This window comes from Serratia sp. 201 (genome assembly GCF_037027545.1).
In the GTDB taxonomy this organism is placed as follows: Bacteria; Pseudomonadota; Gammaproteobacteria; order Enterobacterales; family Enterobacteriaceae; genus Serratia; species Serratia bockelmannii.
Window position 1 is genome coordinate 161,507 of record NZ_JAXCHC010000006.1, and the last position, 16,508, is coordinate 178,014.

The following is a 16,508-nucleotide window of genomic DNA, read 5'->3' on the forward strand; positions in this document are numbered from 1 at the left end:
AGCGAGCCGGAATACATGCCCAGAACAGCCCAAGTCGTTGACGTCCCCGCCCTCGGCGAGATTGACCGCCAGGCGGGGCAGCTTAGCCACCAGCTGGCGCAGGCCCTGCGCCGGGCTATCCACAAAGGCGATCTGAAAGCGGGCGATCTGCTGCCTTCGACACGCCGGCTGTCGGCGGCGCTGAATCTGGCGCGCGGCACGGTATTGGAGGCCTTTGCTCAGCTGACGGCGGAAGGCTTTCTCGAACCGCAGCCCGGTTCCGGCACCCGGGTTGCCCACTATCAGGCGCCGCGCCGCACGCCACGCGCCACGGTACAGGCGAGTTCGGCGGTAGCGGTTCCGCTTTCTTCACAGGCGCAGCATCTGGCGCGCTTCGCCGCCCAGGTGCGGGCGCTGCCGCCGGTGCCGTTCACCGTCTCGGTGCCGATCGGCGATACCGCGCCCGACGATGTCTGGCGGCGGCTCGGCAACCGCATCCGGGCGCGCGGCCCCGGCGCCCCGTCGGGCTACGGCGATCCGCTGGGCGCGTTGCCGCTGCGCGAAGCCATCTGCGACTATGTGCGCCGTTCCCGCTCGGTAAATTGCACGCCGCAGCAAATCCTCATCACCGCCGGCACCCAGCAAGGACTGTATCTGGCCGCGCAGATCCTGCTGGACGCCGGCGACAGCGCCTGGGTCGAGGACCCCGCCTACGCCGGCATCACCGCCCTTTTTAACAGCCTGTTTCGCGATCGGCACATGATCAGGGTACCCGTCGCTAACGACGGCATCGACGTCGCCGCCGGCGTGCGCCTGGCCGCCGACGCCCGAGCCGCCTTTGTCACGCCGTCGCATCAATACCCGCTGGGCATGCCGATGAGCATGGCGAAACGAAGCGCCCTGCTGGCCTGGGCCAAAGAGCGGCAGGCCTGGATCGTGGAAGACGATTACGACAGCGAGATGCGCTACGCCGGCCACCCGTTCCCCTCGCTACAAGGGTTGGCGCCCGAGCGGACGCTTTATCTCGGCACCTTCAGCAAGGTGCTGTTCCCTTCGCTGCGGCTGGGTTACGCCATCGTGCCGCCGCCGCTGGTCGACGCCTTTTGCGGCGCGCGGATCCTGATGGATCGTCACCCGCCCAGCGCGGATCAACACGTACTGGCCGCCTTTATCGCCGAAGGGTATCTCGACCGGCATATCCGCAAAATGCGCGGCGTCTACGCCGAGAAACGCCGGATGCTGATCGAGGCGATCAACACGCATATCCCCGCCGATTTGGCGGTAGTGCAGCCCTGCAATCAGGGCATGCACATGGTGCTGTGGCTGAGGAAAGATCTCGATGACGTGCGGGTCGCCCAGTGCGCCAACGAAGCCGGGTTGGCGCTGCGGGCGGTGTCGCCGATGTATGCGCCCGGCCACGGTGAGCCGGGTCTGGTGCTGGGATTGGGCGGTTACCATGAACGCCAGGTACAGCAGGCGGTGAAACGGCTCGGCGAAGTGATCCTGGCCTGCGCCGGCAGCGGCGCCTAGCGGGAAAAACGCTTGGCGCCGAACACGCAAACCACCACGCCGGCCATCACGGCGATCATCATCGGCTGAACGGTTTCCTGCAGCAGCCAGGCCGCCAGCATCAGGCCGAAGAACGGCTGCAGCAGCTGCAACTGCCCGACGGCGGCGATGCCGCCCTGCGCCAGGCCGCGATACCAGAAGATAAACCCAATCCACATGCTGAACACCGAGACGTACACCAGCGACAGCCAGGCGGCACCGCTGACGGCAGGCCAAGTGGCCGGCGCCGCCCACCACGCCGCCACCAGCGTCAACGGCAAGGCGACCACCAGCGCCCAGGAGATCACCTGCCAACCACCGATCCGGCGCGACAACACCGCCCCTTCGGCATAACCCAGACCGCACAGCAGCACCGCGCCGATCATCAGCGCATCCCCCTGCCAGGCACCGCCGCTTTCCTGGCTCAGCGCGAACGCCCCCACCAGCGCGGCCCCGATACCGGAAAAGGCCCAAAAAGCGGGCTTGGGCCGCTCTCCGCCGCGCAAGACGCCAAAACCGGCGGTCGCCAGCGGCAGCAGGCCGATATACACCAGCGAATGCGCCGAGGTGGTGTGCTGCAGCGCCAGCGCCGTCAGCAGCGGGAAGCCGATGACCACGCCGAGCGCCACAAACAGCAGTGGCGGCAAATCGGCCCGCGTCGGCCGCGCCTGGCGGGTGATCAGCAACGCGCACAGGGCCAGCAAGGCGGCGATCGCCGCCCTGACCGCCGTCAGAAACAGCGGATCGAGCTCCAGCACCGCCACCCGCGTGGCGGGCAGCGAGCCGCTGAAGATAATCATGCCGAGGAAGCCGTTCATCCAGCCCTGAGCGGAATGCCCGACAACGGGATGAGCGGGGGTAACAACGAGAGTTTTTTCAGACTGACTGTCCATGATGCGAACGCTCCGCACGCCTGAGGCATACCGAAATCGGCAACCCGCGAGGCGAGGTCATAGTGAAAGAGAACAGCATTCCCCGGCGTCGCTTGCCGGGGTTGCGTTCTATTTTTCAGATAAAGCGGCTCACGGACAGGTCCAGATAGCGAGATTTTCACTGTGCCGGTTGCCAAAGCGCATCGCTAACGCCGAAGAAGGGCGTTTTTCGGGCTGTCCTTGGCCGTTTGGCGCCGCCGCCTGCGGGGTATCATGGACTTTTATGCGTTTTTGCAGAACAGGACAAGGTGCGGTGCCGTGGTGAAACCCTTCTTACGCAGTGGCAGTTTGGATGATGTGCTCGCTTTAGGCGAGAACGGGCAACCGATCTACGCCTGCGCGCAGCAGCTGCGGGAAACCCTGCGTCTTCGCCGGCAGCCACAGGCCGCCGACTGTCTGGCGATCCCCCAGCCGAACGAAAGCGGCACCCGCATCGACTGGTATGCGCCCTTCCCGGGAAAAGTGACCTCCTGGCTGGCGGCAAGCGACGCCCAGCGCGCGCAGGCGGTGCGCCACCTGGAACACTGTCTGGCGACCTTCCGCAGCCTGACGGAACAGACCCGGGCGACCGATCATCCCAGCCACCGCCTGTTCGGCGCGCTGCTGGCCAAAGCGATGCATATTCCCGATCCCAACCACGTCTACCTGGTAGACGACCGACCGGTGCTGACCTTTTGGGGCTTTATCAAACCGCAGGCGCAGAGCCCGGACGATCCGTTAGCCTGCCTGCGCCCGCTCGAATCGGAAGTGGAAAAACCGGCGCCGATCGCCGCCGCACCACGCAAGCCGGCCGTTGTTGAACCGGCAAAACCAACACCGGCCGCCGAGCCTGAACCGGTGCTCGCTCCGGCGGCCCCCGTCGAATCCCCTGCCGTCGTGCGCCCGCGTCGGCGCCACGCGCTATGGCTGTTACCGGTACTGCTGTTAGGCAGTGCGGCGCTGGCCGCCTGGCTGCACCGCTCACCGCCGCCGCAACCGGCGATGCCGGCTGAGGTGCACCCTCCGGCACCACCGGAAAAAACCGCCGCGCCATTGCCTAAGCTGCGCTTGCCGCTGGCGCACGCCACGCTGATGCCGCCGCCCCCGGCGCCGACCATCCCGCAACCGCTGGACAAAAATGCGCTGGTGCTGCCACCCGAGGCAGTGAAGGCTGGCTCCACCCGTTTCCTTAACGGCAAATGGCGCGCCACGGTGGCGCTGAAAGATCCGATCACCGGCAAACGCCCCAGCCTGCAATACCGCCTGAACGCGGGCAAAGGCAGCGCCATCATCGCCTACGGCGACGGCGTCACCTGCCGGGCGGCGGTCGAAGCCGGCCTGATGCAGTCCGGCAATCTGGTGATCAACAGCCGCACCAAGGCGCGCTGCAGCGACGGCAGCCGCTATCAGATCCCGGAAATCGTCTGCCGCCAAGGCGAGACCGGCGCGGCGGAGTGCACCGGCCGCTACGATGCGGACACCACCTATCCCATGACGTTCAAGCGCGAGAGTAAATGATGCTGGCCCCCCTTACTGACTACAAACACGGCATTACGCTGATTCAGGACAGCGGCATTCAGTTTCTGGACTTTGCCCTGACGCCGCGGCTGGACGCCGAGTTTCCCGGCAAATTCGTGCGCAAGACCGCCAGCGGCCCGCTGCTGCGCCTGCAATGGGAAGCCGAGAGCGGCAAATACCAGTTGCCGGCCGTGGGCGACCAGGCCGCCGAAGTGGTACGGCCGGAGTTCAGCTACCCGCTGCAGCAGTCGCTGCGCCTGCTGGATAAGCTCTGGCTGCCGTTGCCGTTCCTGCGCTACACCACCTCGGGAATGTTTTTATCAGGCCCGGATAACTGGGCACGTCTGCAGGTGGTGCAGTTGGATGAGCCGGATCAGGACGGTAACCTGCTGCGCGTGGTGCTGGCCTTCGACACCCGCGCCGCCGCGCCCGGTCAGGAAGCATTGGCGCCGGGCGAAAGCGATCTCGGCACCGGGCTGAACTTCACGCTGGCGCACCGCAACCACGAGCTGGGCGAGTTCCTCGATCTGACCTGGGTGGACGGCTGGCTGCGCGAGGCGTTCAGCCAGCGCGCCGCCGAGCGGGAACAGCGCGCCGAGGCGGAGATCAACGCCGGGCTGAAAACCTTCGAGTATCAGGCGCACTACCTCAACCTGTTGCACATGCTCGGCCATCAGCTGACGGTGCCGCAGATAAAAATGGTGGCGGCGACGCTGCAACAACCGGCGATCGACGTCGATCTGGTGCTGGACGTCGGCAATTCTCACACCTGCGGCGTGCTGGTCGAGGACCATCCGGAAGAGAGCAACGGCCTGAAGCAAACCTATGAGCTGCAGCTGCGCTCGCTTTCCGAACCGCATCAGGTCTACAACGAACTGTTCGAGAGCCGGGTGGAGTTTTCTCGGGCCGCGTTCGGCAAGCCGCATCTGTCCTTCCAGAGCGGACGCGACGATGCCTTCCAATGGCCGTCCATCACCCGCGTCGGCCATGAAGCCGCGCAATTGGCGCAGCGACGCGAAGGGCATGAAGGCACCACCGGCATCTCCAGCCCACGGCGTTATCTGTGGGACGAGGAGCGCTATGCGCCCGGCTGGCGCTTCAACGAGCGGCACGAGCCGATGGCCGCCGCCGCGCCGTTGACCACCCTGATCAACGATGAGGGCGTGCCGCTGTCCGCCCTGCCGACGGCCGAACGGCTGCCGGTGTTCGCCGCCCATTACAGCCGCAGTGCGGTGATGAGCCTGATGTTGAGCGAGCTGTTGGCGCAGGCGCTGATGCAGATCAACAGCATCGCCCAACGCAGCCGCATGCCGAACGCCACCGCGCCGCGCCGTTTACGCGCCATCATCCTGACGCTGCCTTCGGCGATGCCGAAGCCGGAGCGCGAGATCTTCCGCCGCCGCATGCAGGAAGCGATTGGGCTGGTATGGAAAGCCCTCGGCTGGCACCCGCAGGATGCGCCGTTCAACGGCGAGCACACCCGCCTCCCGGCGCCGCAAGTGCAGATCGAGTGGGACGAAGCCACCTGCGGCCAGATGGTCTATCTGTACAACGAAACCCAGGTGAACTTCGCCGGCCGCACCGACGCCTTCTTCGCCGCCATGGCGCGGCCCGATCGGCCGCTGGCGCCGGGTGAACAGCCCGGCAAGACGTTGCGCATCGCCTCCATCGACATCGGCGGCGGCACCACCGATCTGGCGATCACGCACTACTCGCTCGATGACGGCGTAGGCAACAACATCAAAATCAACCCGCGCCTGCTGTTCCGCGAGGGCTTTAAGGTCGCCGGCGACGATATCTTGCTGGACATCATCCAGCAGTTTGTCCTGCCCGCCGTGCAACAGGCGTTCGAGGCCGCCGGCGTGAGCGCCGCCGCGGCACTGATGGACAAACTGTTCGGCAACGAAGGGCGCATGGACGGGCTTTCCACCCTGCGTCAGCAGGCCGCGCTGCAGATCTTCATGCCCGCCGGACGCGCGCTGCTCGCCGCCTATGAGCAGTACGATCCGCTGGACAGCCGGGTGGAAATCGCCGCCAACCTCGGCGATCTGCTGCCGCAGCCGCCGACGCCGCAGGTGCTGGCGTTTATCAACGGCGAAGTGCAGCGCGAAGCCGACAGCGACGCCTTCGATATTCTGCACACCCCGCTGGTGACCCGCCTGGCCGATCTGCACGCCGCCTTCTTGTCCGATCGCATCGGCATCGGCCGCTGCCTGCGCCTGCTGGCCGAAGTGGTGGCGCTGTATACCTGCGACGTGCTGCTGCTGACCGGCCGCCCGGCGCGTTTCCCCGGCGTGCAGGCGCTGCTGCGCCACCTGCAGCCGCTGCCCGCCAGCCGCATTCTGCCGCTCGAGGGCTACCACACCCGCAGCTGGTACCCGTTCAACAAACGCGGCCGCATCGACAACCCGAAATCCACCGCTGCCGTGGGCGCCATGCTGTGCCTGCTGGCGATCGATCTGCGGCTGGAGAGCTTTTACTTCAACGTCGGCGATTTCCAGCCCTACTCCACCATTCGCTATCTGGGCATGCTGGACGGCAACAACATGCTGGCGGACGATAACGTCTATTACCGCGATATCGATCTGGATCGCGCCGATTTCGCGCTCGATCCCGCCGTCAGCTTCCAGCTGCGCGGCCCACTGCGTCTGGGCTTCCGCCAGTTGGACAACGAACGTTGGCCGGCCTCCCCGCTCTATACGCTGACCATCAATGACGCCCAGCTGGCGCGCAAGCTGGCCGGCGACGCGGTGATCGGCCTGCGTCTGGCCATCACCGCCAGCGCCGAACAGGGCGCCGAAAGCGTCAAGATCGCGCAGGCGGTGCTGGCCGACGGCAGCCCCGTCCCGGCTCACCACCTGCAACTGAAACTCAATACCCTGGCTGCCAGCGCCTCCGGTGCGACCCACTACTGGATAGACAGCGGGAGCATTTACCCACGATGAAAACGCACACCTTTGCCCCAGCGGCTCCGAATAACGCGCTCAGCGCCGGCATTGTGCAGGCGATCGACTGGGTGGACGCCACACGCCGACAATCCGCCCGCCTGGAGCGGGAAGCCGATCGCCTGACGCTGCGTCTGCGCGGTTGCCATAACCGCGCCGTCCAGTTGGAAAACACCCGGCCTGCGCAGGTCGCCATCGGTTTGTATGGCCACAACGCCGCCGCCAAGGCCCATCTGCTGGCGGCGCTGGCGCCTGGCGCCAAACGCTTCAACGCGGACCTGTCGCTCGCGGTGCGCTACTGCACGGCGGCCGAAACGGGGCCCGCCGATTATCCGATCGCCCTCGCGCTGCTCAACGAAGCGCAGTGGTTGGCCATCACGATCGACGCCGCCGCGATGCGCGGCTTTCGCCCGGACTGGGACGCCCGCGCCATCGCCGGCCATTTGCAAGCGTTGGCGCGCCACCGCCAAGCCGTCGCCCTCGATGGCCTCGATGGCCTCGACAGCAACGCCGTGCTGGCGCTGTGGGACAATCAACGCCGCCACGGCGGCAAAGAGCAACCCACGCTCGACAGGCACTTCTGGCCGCAGGCCGTGGCGCTGGCGCCGCAGCTGAGCATCGACGATCGCGCGCGCCTGTTTGCACCGCTGTGGGGAGAGGAGGCGACGTTGACGGCGCGTTATCGCCAGTTGGCGCACGCGTTGCAGGCGCTCGACGGCAGCCGACAGGTTCATGCCCCGCGCCACGCGTTGGCGCTGCTGACCGCAAGCGCCGCACCGGAAAACGCCACGATCGCCGTCATGACCGAAAACGGCGATGAACGGGAGATCGCACTGAGCGATCTGGCCTGGCTGACCGCAGAAGTGACCACCCTGCTGCCGCAAACGGCGCAGGCAGGCTTGCCCGCCGACGTGGCGCTGATCGACCTACCCGGCAGCCGCAGCTGTCCGCAGGCGGAGCCGGCGCAGCGTCTGCAGCAGGCGAAGCGCGCCCATTTACTGGCCCGTTGCGCCGACGGCCAGCACGCCAGCCTGCTGCTGGTGACCGATGCCGCCGCCACGCCGCAGGACGCCGCGCGCGTCGGCCAGGCGCTCGGCGATTGGGTCAACCACACCCAGGGGGAAACCCCGGCGCTGCGCCAACGCCGCAAGCCCGGTTTAATCTGGGCAATCACGCCGTTCGACTCGCGTCAGGAAGGCAAAGCGCGGCCCGACGACGCCGTCCAGCGTCAGGTCGGCGAGCCCGGCGACAGCTGGGCCACGCTGCTGGCGCTGGATGAACAGGACTGTCGCCGCATGGTGAACTACCTGGCCGCTCAGGCGCGTCCGGCCCACAAGCAAGCGCGCCTGCTCGAACAGCGTGAGGAATTGCAGCGCGAGCTGACGGAAAGCCTGCTCGGTAACTGGCTCACCGCCGCCGATCCGCACGCGACGCAGCAACGCGCGCAACAGCTGCTGCGCGCACTGCAGGCACAGGCCGGACGCCACGGCGAACTGCTGGAGCGGTTGCTACCCCAGCGCGATACGCTGCGCCAGCTTTATCAGCAACAGCAGCACACCGCACCGGCTCCGACGATGGCGCCTTCACCGTTCGGGCTGGATATCGATCTGTTCGGCGAGCAAGACCCTGCGGCGCCCGGCGAGCAAGACCCTGCGGCGCCCGGCGAGCAGCCCGCATCGCCTTTTGCCGCACGGATCTTCGCAGACTGGGTCAATCATCTGCGTGCGCTGCCGGACAGCCGCCGGTTGCTGGATCTGCTCGGCGTCGAGAAACCACACCTGGAATTGCTGGTCGATGCGCTGATCGGCGCCGCCTGCCGCCTGCGGCTCGACAACGAACTGGAGCGTGCGCTGTACGCCGGGGGCCTGCCGGAACAGGGTGAAGATCGGCAGATCAGCCAGGCGCTGGCGCTACTGGGCGACTTCGTCGCCTGGCTCGGCTTCCCGCGGCGCGATGTGGCAACGCGCCCCGAAAGCCGCGTCAATCCCGGCCAGCCGATCTTTACCCCGCCGCCGCAGCCGGCGGTGGATTGGAGCGGCCAGCAGCGGCTAACCCGACTGGCGCCGACGCCGACCAAGAATACCGCGTTTTATATCTATGACTGGCTGATCGGCCTGCAAACCCTGCTGGCGGAGAATGCGGCACAGGCGCAGCCCGCGCTGGCAGACGAGCAGCGCGCCGACCTGGCGGCGATCGTCGCCACCCTGCGCGCTGTGCCGTAGCGGGCGCAATCCGGGCCGGGCGCCGCCGGCGATCAGTGGCAGGCCGGCCCGGCCGACATCACTTCGCGAAAATGGGTGACCAGCGGGCGCAGGTTGGCCTTGTGCCACACTGCCCACAGCTGCGTGGTGTATTGCATCCAGGGCAGCTCGCGCAGCACCACGCCCTGCGGCGCGTTATGCCGCAGGCTGTGCTGGATCAGCGTCATCCCCAACCCGGCGGCGACCAGCCCCAGCGCGGTCAGCGGTTCGCCCGCTTCCAGCCGAATATCCGGATCGAACCCGGCCTTCACGCAGGCCGCCACAAAGTCGTCGCGCGAATGAGCATCCTCTTTGTGGATCACCGAGATCCAGGCCTGATCGGTGAGATCCGCCGGCTGCAGCGTCTCCCTTTCAGCCAGCGGATGCGTCTGCGGCAGGGCCAGCAGCATGCGATCGTCCAACACCTGCGTATAGTCCAAATCCTGATCGTCACGATCTGGCGCCGTATTGACCAACGCCACGTCCAGGCTACGCTGCCGCAGCCCTTCCAGCTGCATGGAAGAAGGTTGGCTGTAAAGCACGATGTGCACATCCGGCCGGGAAACCCGCAGCGATCGCAATGCGTTCGACAAAACGCCGGAGTGCATCGCATTTTCGATATAGCCGATGCACAGCCCGCCGTCTTCCCCCCGCCCCAGGCGGCGCCCGAGCGACTCAAGCCGGTTGGCGTGCGTCAACAGCGCGCGGGTTTCGGCCAGAAACGTCTGGCCGTCGGCGGTCAGGCGGATGCGCTGCTGATTGCGCTCAAACAGCATCAACCCGAGGCGCTCCTCAAGCTGGGAAATCTGCCGGCTCAGCGGGGACTGGGAAATGTGCAGCCGTTCGGCGGCGCGGCCGACGTGCTCCTCTTCCGCCACCGCGACAAAGTATTTCAACTGACGTAAATCGATCATGTGAGACCTCAAAGGACTTAACTTAGACAAATTATGTCCTATCAAGTCACAACTTGCCACGTTATCTTTAGCCTCGTGACGGGGCAGACAGGTATGAGCCCCATAAGTTTCCCTGAAAAGATAACGTATTGAGGATCGACTATGAGCATCAAAAATATTTTACCCGGCAAGATCGGTTTGGGCGGCGCGCCGCTCGGCAATATGTTCCGCAACATCCCGCAAGAGGACGTGCAAGCCACCGTCAGCGGCGCCTGGGATCTGGGCATCCGCTACTTCGACACCGCACCGCTCTACGGTTCCGGCCTGTCGGAAATCCGCATGGGTGAAGTGCTGTCGCAATACCCACGCGACGAGTATGTGCTGAGCACCAAAGTGGGCCGCATCATGCTGGACGAAGAAGAAGACACCTCCGCCCGCGATCTGGGTGAGAAAGGCGGTTTGTTCGAACACGGTTTGAAGAACAAGATCGTCAACGACTACTCCGCCGACGCCACGCTGCGTTCCATTGAAGACAGCCTGAAGCGCCTGAAAACCGACCGTCTGGACATCGTCTGGATCCACGATCCGGCCCAGGACTTTTACGGCGACAACTGGATTGAGCAGTTCAACATCGCTCGCACCGGCGCTTTCCGCGCGCTGACCCGTCTGCGTGAAGAAGGGGTGATCAAGGCCTGGGGCCTCGGCGTCAACCGCGTCGAGCCTTGCGAATTGGCGCTGGGCCTGAGCGAAACGCAGCCGGACGCCTTCCTGCTGGCCGGCCGTTACAGCCTGCTGGATCATGAACGCGCGCTGCAGCGTTTGATGCCGGAAGCCCTGGCGAGCAACGTCGACATTGTCGTCGGCGGCCCTTACAACTCCGGCGTGCTGGCCGGTGGCGAGCACTACGAATACCAGAAAGCGTCCCCGGCGGTGCTGGCAAAGGTAGCGCAAATCAAAGCGATCGCCGCTCGCTTCCAGGTCGACGTCAAAGCCGCCGCGCTGCAGTTCTCGCTGGCTAACCCGGCGGTCGCCGCCGTGATCCCCGGTTCGAGCCGCCCTGGCCGCATGGCCGAAGATCTGGCTGCGCTGGACGCCGTTATCCCGGCTGAATTCTGGGCCGAAATGCGCCGTCAGAAACTGGTGGCCGACAACGCGCCGCTGCCGATTCGTTAAGTTTTATGGGGCCGCATGGCCCCATTACCCCCATTAACTCGATGAGATACATGATGAAACTGGATCTATCAGGCAAAGTCGCCGTCGTCAGCGGCTCCACCTCCGGCATCGGCCTCGGCATCGCGCGCGGGCTCGCCAAAACGGGCGCCACCGTCGTGATCGTCGGCCGTCAGAAAACCGGGGTCGATAACGCTATCGCCGACATCAGCGCCAACGTGCCCGGCGCGCAGGTGCGCGGCGTGGTCGCGGATCTCGGGACGGAACAAGGGGCTGCTACCCTGTTCGCCGCGGAACCGAAAGCCGACGTGCTGATCAACAACCTGGGCATTTTCAACGATAAAGACTTCTTTACCGTGCCCGACAGCGAGTGGATGCACTTCTATAACGTCAACGTCCTCTCGGGCGTGCGTCTGGCGCGCCACTATGCGCAGAGCATGACCGAGCAGGGATGGGGACGCATTATTTTCGTGTCGTCCGAATCCGGCGTCGCCATCCCGGCGGACATGATCAACTACGGCGTCACCAAAAGCGCCAACCTGGCGGTGTCTCACGGCCTGGCGAAACGCCTCGCCGGCACCGGTGTGACGGTCAACGCCATCCTGCCGGGGCCAACCTTTACCGAAGGCCTGCAAGAAATGCTGGCGGATGCGGCGGCCAAATCCGGGCGCAGCGCACGCGATCAGGCCGACGAGTTCGTTAAAACCGAACGCCCAAGCTCCATCATTCAGCGCGCGGCGGACGTCGATGAAGTGGCCAACCTGGCCGTTTACCTCGCGTCTCCGCTGTCTTCGGCCACCACCGGCGCGGCGCTGCGCGTTGACGGCGGCGTCGTAGATACGCTGGCAATGTAACCCTGTACCCGAAACCGATATTAAGAGAGAAAGAAAATGGCTACTACATCCGTCTCTATGGACATCCCGGCATCTGCCGACACCGTATGGCAACTGATCGGCGGCTTCGACGCCCTGCCTGACTGGCTGCCGTTCATCCCGAAAAGCGTCGTTTCTGAAGGCGGCCGCGTGCGTACCTTAACCACCGCCGACGGCGGCACCGTCATCGAGCGGCTGGAAGCGTTCGACAACCGTCAACGCAGCTACAGCTACTCCATCATGCAAGCGCCGTTCCCGGTGGTGAATTACCTGTCCACCCTGTCAGTGCACGCCACCGACGACGCCAACGTGGCGCGCGTGGAATGGTCGGGCAGCTTCACGCCGGTCAACATCAGCGACGACGAGGCCATCGCCCTGTTCAGCGGCATCTACCAGGGCGGCCTGGATGCGCTGAGCGACAACTTCCCTCGTTAACGCTTGAACGCTTAAGCCCCACGGTCGATGGCTGCACCCATCGGCCGTTTTTTTTGGGGTTTGGGCGCACGAACGGGAACGCCGCGCAGCAGGATAAATCCGTCATCGCCGCTTATGCTGTAAAGGAGATGTTCGTTTGAGGAGATGACCGTGCGCCCCTTCAACTTGCAACGGCTGGATCATGTGGTTCTGCGCGTGCGCGATATGCAGAACAGCCTGCGTTTTTATACCCAGATCGTCGGCTGTGATATCGCCAAACAGCGACCGGATTTGGGGCTGGTGCACCTGCGCGCCGGTGCCTCCATGATCGACCTGGTGGACGCCAACGGCGTGCTGGGGAAAAAAGGCGGCGAAGCGCCCGATCCTCATAGGCAAAATGTCGATCACGTCTGCCTGCGCATCGATCCGTTCAACGAAGAGGCGTTGTTGACCTATCTGCGATCGCAGGGGATCGGCGTTGATCCCGCCGAATCGCGCTATGGGGCGGAAGGCGACGGGCCGTCCATTTATTTCAGCGATCCGGACGGTAATCGCGTGGAATTGAAAGGGCCGGCGGGATGAGATTAACGGGCCATAGATAATGGAGCCTTATCGGCCCCATCTGTTTGAACGCCACGGGTAGGTGTTCCACGCACCAACAATAAGCTGCTAGCTTATGGTTCTATCAATGTCATTGGCTATGAGAGGCGCTGCCCCATATGAGAAAACCGATCGCCTCGGTGATTTTTGTCCTGGTATTCGCTGTCTTGCCGAACATCATTCCCTCTCGGCTGCTGCTGACACCGGACATGGCGTTGGAAATGGTTCACAAGTCTAATGAATGGGGTCTCGGCGATCCGCAAGCGCTTTCGACAACCTGCCTGCTAATGCTTTATGCAGCTGTCGCGGGGTTGTGTCTGCGTTTTATGCCAAAAAAATCGGCCTAACCCGTCACTGCTGAACGTTAACGCCCCTGCGCTGCCAGCGCCTGGGCGCAGGCCCAGGCCGAGCTCCAGGCCCACTGGAAGTTGTAACCGCCCAACCACCCGGTCACGTCCACCACTTCGCCGATAAAGTAGAGCCCCGGCGCCTTGTGGGCTTCCATCGTCTTGGAAGAAAGTTCGTTGGTGTCGACGCCGCCGAGCGTCACTTCCGCCGTGCGGTAGCCTTCGGTGCCGTTCGGCTGCACGCGCCAGTTCTGCAACAGATCCACCAGCGCCGCCTGCTGCGGCGCATTCAGCTGCTTCAGCGTCGCCTCCGGCAATTGTCCCAGGGTCTGCAAGCACTCCACCAGCCGCTTCGGCAAGTGCAGCGCCAGGGTATTTTTCAGGCTTTGGTTCGGGTGCTGCAAGCGTTGTTCATCCAGGAAGCCCGCCAGATCCAGCTCGGGAAGTAAGTTAACGCTCACATACTCACCCGGTTGCCAGTAGCTGGACAGCTGCAGCACCGCCGGGCCGGACAGGCCGCGATGGGTAAACAGAATGCTTTCACGGAAGCTGACGCCGTTCTCGGCGGTGATCACCGCCGGCACCGAGACGCCGGACAGCGTCTGTACATGCTCCAACAGCGGTTTATGCAGGGTAAACGGCACCAGCCCGGCGCGCGTCGGCAGCACCTTAAGGCCGAACTGCTCAGCCAGTTTGTAACCGAACGGCGACGCGCCCAACCCCGGCATGGATAATCCGCCGCTGGCCACCACAAGTGAGCGAGCGCTCACTTTTTCACCATTCAGCGCCAGTGCGTAGCCATTCTCGGTTTTTTCCACGCCCAGCACTTCGCTGCGCAGGCGCATCGTCACCTGGCCCAGCTCGCACTCTTTGACCAGCAGATCCACCACCTGCTGCGCCGAATCGTCGCAGAACAGCTGCCCCAGCGTTTTTTCATGGTAGGCGATGCCGTAACGGTTGATCAGACCGATGAAGTCCCACTGGGTGTAGCGCGCCAGCGCCGACTTGCAGAAGTGCGGGTTGTTCGACAGATAGGCCGCCGGTTCGGCGTACATGTTGGTGAAGTTGCAGCGCCCACCGCCGGACATCAGGATCTTGCGGCCCGGTTTTTTGCCGTTGTCGAGCAGCAATACGCGGCAACCGAGTTGCCCCGCCTGCGCGGCGCAAAACATGCCGGCGGCGCCCGCCCCAATCACTACGACATCAAACTGTTCCACCTGAGCCTCACTTATCAAAACCACAATCGCGACAAAAGAGCGCCATATTACGCCGTTTCGCCGCCGGTCACCGCCAAATTCACGGCGGCAGATTGTAAAGCCCCGGCGGCGCCAACGCCATAGTAAGAAAATATTACAGAGGTCAGAGCAGATTAACGCGTTGATATTCCATATTTTTGTTATAGGCGCGTCATCGTTTCGTCATGTCCAAATCAAAAAAACGTCATATTTTCCTTTTCCCCGGCCCCGGTTGTCACTGATAATGCGCGGCGTTCATGTCCACAAACTGGCGTAACGCTTATGCTGCATTTGTTCGCTGGCCTGGATTTCCATACCGGCCTGATGTTAATTCTCGCATTGTTGTTCGTGTTGTTTTATGAAGCCATCAACGGTTTTCATGATACGGCCAATGCGGTCGCTACAGTTATTTATACCCGCGCCATGCGCTCGCAACTTGCGGTCGTGATGGCAGGTTTGTTCAACTTTCTTGGCGTAATGCTCGGCGGTTTGAGTGTTGCTTACGCCATCGTCCACTTGCTGCCTACCGATCTGTTGTTGAACGTCAGTTCAGCACACGGATTAGCCATGGTCTTCTCCATGCTGCTGGCGGCAATCATCTGGAACCTCGGCACCTGGTATTTCGGTTTGCCGGCCTCCAGTTCCCATACGCTGATAGGCGCAATCATCGGTGTCGGTTTAACCAACGCCCTGATGACCCACACCTCGGTCGTGGATGCGCTTAACGTCCCGAAAATGATTGGCATTTTCCTTTCTCTGCTGTTCTCGCCGCTGGTCGGCATGATGGTAGCGGGAGTGATGGTGTTCGCCTTGCGCCGCTATTGGAGTGGCACCAAGAAACGCCAGCGTATCCACATGACCCCTGCGGAACGTGAAAAGGTCGACGGCAAACGCAAGCCGCCGTTCTGGACCCGTATCGCGCTGATCCTGTCGGCGATTGGCGTCAGCTTCTCGCACGGCGCCAACGACGGCCAGAAAGGTATCGGCCTTATCATGCTGGTGCTGATCGGCGTTGCGCCGGCTGGCTTCGTGGTCAATATGAATGCAACCGGTTATGACATCACCCGTACGCGTGATGCCGTGACCCACCTGCAGCAATATTACCAGCAGCACGGCGACGCGCTGTCGCATGCGGTGTCGCTGACGCCGCTGGTGCCAAGCCCGGATGACGAAGCCGCGCCTGGCAAGCCTGCCGAGTTCCACTGCGACAGTTCGCGCGCCATGCCGGCGATCGAGCTGGCTCAGGGCATGCTGACCAACCTGCAAAGCTACGATCAGCTGACGGTTGACCAGCGCAGCCACCTGCGCCGCCTGCTGATGTGCGTGACCGACACGGCGGATAAAGTCGCCAAGCTGCCGGAAACCTCATCCGCCGACCAGCGTTTCCTGAAGAACCTGCGTCAGGATCTGCTGCAGACCGTCGAGTACGCGCCGATGTGGATCATCGTCGCCGTCGCGCTGGCGCTGTCGCTCGGTACCATGGTGGGTTGGAAACGCGTGGCCACCACCATCGGCGAGAAGATCGGCAAGAAAGGCATGACCTACGCCCAGGGCGTATCGGCCCAGATGACCGCGGCGCTGTCTATCGGCGTGGCGAGTTATACCGGCATGCCGGTCTCCACCACCCACGTCCTCTCTTCGGCGGTTGCCGGGACGATGATCGTGGACGGCGGCGGCGTGCAGAGCAAAACCGTGAAGAACATCCTGTTGGCCTGGGTACTGACCCTGCCAATCTCGATTCTGCTTTCCGGTGCGCTGTATTGGGTTGCGTTGAAGCTGATCTAAGCGATAAGCATCATGAGGAAGGCGGCCCCAGGGCCGCCTTTTTTTTGCCTG

General features: G+C 63.9%; 13 protein-coding genes. 10 read left to right on the top strand and 3 right to left on the bottom strand.

The annotated features are described in order from the left end of the window. Positions 1-15: 15 nt before the first annotated feature. Positions 16-1,509: a MocR-like pyridoxine biosynthesis transcription factor PdxR gene (pdxR, locus tag WA302_RS23855; protein ID WP_049294963.1), complete on the top strand. Its 1,494-nt coding sequence runs from the start codon at positions 16-18 to the stop codon at positions 1,507-1,509. Here pdxR and WA302_RS23860 read toward each other — a convergent pair. Next, positions 1,506-2,420 carry a DMT family transporter gene (locus WA302_RS23860; protein WP_049205608.1) on the bottom strand — a complete coding sequence of 305 codons (915 nt, stop codon included), beginning with the start codon at positions 2,418-2,420 and terminating at the stop codon, positions 1,506-1,508. The genes pdxR and WA302_RS23860 overlap by 4 nt on opposite strands. Before the next feature lie 297 nt (positions 2,421-2,717). On the opposite strand from WA302_RS23860, the gene WA302_RS23865 reads away from it, so the two are divergent. From WA302_RS23865 to WA302_RS23875, 3 genes are read left to right on the top strand one after another with little or no spacing between them, the layout of a single operon-like run. Next, positions 2,718-3,956, top strand: coding sequence for an SrfA family protein (locus tag WA302_RS23865; protein WP_049294964.1), 1,239 nt, complete (start codon positions 2,718-2,720; stop codon positions 3,954-3,956). After that, entirely contained in the window at positions 3,956-6,901 is a 2,946-nt protein-coding gene (locus tag WA302_RS23870; RefSeq protein WP_336064768.1) for a virulence factor SrfB, read from the top strand. Before WA302_RS23865 ends, WA302_RS23870 begins: the two co-directional genes overlap by 1 nt. Further along, complete coding sequence (locus WA302_RS23875) at positions 6,898-9,123, top strand: virulence factor SrfC family protein (protein ID WP_336064766.1); 2,226 nt, start codon at positions 6,898-6,900, stop codon at positions 9,121-9,123. The genes WA302_RS23870 and WA302_RS23875 overlap by 4 nt, the downstream gene beginning before the upstream one ends. Before the next feature lie 32 nt (positions 9,124-9,155). Here the strand turns inward: WA302_RS23875 and WA302_RS23880 are convergent, their stop codons facing one another. Next, complete coding sequence (locus WA302_RS23880; RefSeq protein WP_141972040.1) at positions 9,156-10,055, bottom strand: LysR substrate-binding domain-containing protein; 900 nt, start codon at positions 10,053-10,055, stop codon at positions 9,156-9,158. A 141-nt stretch (positions 10,056-10,196) separates the two neighbouring features. Between WA302_RS23880 and WA302_RS23885 the strand changes: the two genes are divergently transcribed. The 5 genes from WA302_RS23885 to WA302_RS23905 all read left to right on the top strand — a co-directional run bounded on the left by WA302_RS23885 (position 10,197) and on the right by WA302_RS23905 (position 13,437). Next, a complete protein-coding gene (locus tag WA302_RS23885) occupies positions 10,197-11,207 on the top strand; it encodes an aldo/keto reductase (protein WP_025304599.1) in 1,011 nt (336 codons plus the stop codon). A 53-nt stretch (positions 11,208-11,260) separates the two neighbouring features. Then, positions 11,261-12,058 (top strand): SDR family NAD(P)-dependent oxidoreductase, encoded by a 798-nt coding sequence (locus tag WA302_RS23890; RefSeq protein ID WP_043139048.1) that lies wholly within the window; start codon positions 11,261-11,263, stop codon positions 12,056-12,058. 36 nt (positions 12,059-12,094) lie between these two features. Beyond that, entirely contained in the window at positions 12,095-12,511 is a 417-nt protein-coding gene (locus WA302_RS23895; protein WP_025304601.1) for an SRPBCC family protein, read from the top strand. 144 nt (positions 12,512-12,655) lie between these two features. Next, on the top strand, positions 12,656-13,072 hold the full coding sequence (locus WA302_RS23900) for a VOC family protein (RefSeq protein ID WP_127146863.1): 417 nt from the start codon (positions 12,656-12,658) through the stop codon (positions 13,070-13,072). A gap of 137 nt (positions 13,073-13,209) precedes the next feature. Then, the gene (locus tag WA302_RS23905) at positions 13,210-13,437 is read left to right on the top strand and encodes a hypothetical protein (RefSeq protein ID WP_025304603.1); all 228 of its coding nucleotides are present in this window, start codon (positions 13,210-13,212) and stop codon (positions 13,435-13,437) included. A gap of 17 nt (positions 13,438-13,454) precedes the next feature. Here the strand turns inward: WA302_RS23905 and WA302_RS23910 are convergent, their stop codons facing one another. Beyond that, positions 13,455-14,654, bottom strand: coding sequence for an NAD(P)/FAD-dependent oxidoreductase (locus WA302_RS23910; RefSeq protein WP_261456843.1), 1,200 nt, complete (start codon positions 14,652-14,654; stop codon positions 13,455-13,457). 300 nt (positions 14,655-14,954) lie between these two features. On the opposite strand from WA302_RS23910, the gene pitA reads away from it, so the two are divergent. Further along, positions 14,955-16,457, top strand: a complete 1,503-nt coding sequence (gene pitA, locus WA302_RS23915) for an inorganic phosphate transporter PitA (RefSeq protein ID WP_025304605.1) — start codon at positions 14,955-14,957, stop codon at positions 16,455-16,457. Positions 16,458-16,508: the final 51 nt, after the last annotated feature.

Excerpts from the sequence above, each read along its gene's own strand:
- pdxR (WP_049294963.1), top strand. The coding sequence starts at position 16 with ATGCCCAGAACAGCCCAAGTCGTTGACGTCCCCGCCCTCGGCGAGATT.
- WA302_RS23860 (WP_049205608.1), bottom strand. The coding sequence starts at position 2,420 with ATGGACAGTCAGTCTGAAAAAACTCTCGTTGTTACCCCCGCTCATCCC.
- WA302_RS23870 (WP_336064768.1), top strand. The coding sequence starts at position 3,956 with ATGCTGGCCCCCCTTACTGACTACAAACACGGCATTACGCTGATTCAG.
- WA302_RS23875 (WP_336064766.1), top strand. The coding sequence starts at position 6,898 with ATGAAAACGCACACCTTTGCCCCAGCGGCTCCGAATAACGCGCTCAGC.
- WA302_RS23880 (WP_141972040.1), bottom strand. The coding sequence starts at position 10,055 with ATGATCGATTTACGTCAGTTGAAATACTTTGTCGCGGTGGCGGAAGAG.
- WA302_RS23885 (WP_025304599.1), top strand. The coding sequence starts at position 10,197 with ATGAGCATCAAAAATATTTTACCCGGCAAGATCGGTTTGGGCGGCGCG.
- WA302_RS23890 (WP_043139048.1), top strand. The coding sequence starts at position 11,261 with ATGAAACTGGATCTATCAGGCAAAGTCGCCGTCGTCAGCGGCTCCACC.
- WA302_RS23895 (WP_025304601.1), top strand. The coding sequence starts at position 12,095 with ATGGCTACTACATCCGTCTCTATGGACATCCCGGCATCTGCCGACACC.
- WA302_RS23900 (WP_127146863.1), top strand. The coding sequence starts at position 12,656 with ATGACCGTGCGCCCCTTCAACTTGCAACGGCTGGATCATGTGGTTCTG.
- WA302_RS23905 (WP_025304603.1), top strand. The coding sequence starts at position 13,210 with ATGAGAAAACCGATCGCCTCGGTGATTTTTGTCCTGGTATTCGCTGTC.
- pitA (WP_025304605.1), top strand. The coding sequence starts at position 14,955 with ATGCTGCATTTGTTCGCTGGCCTGGATTTCCATACCGGCCTGATGTTA.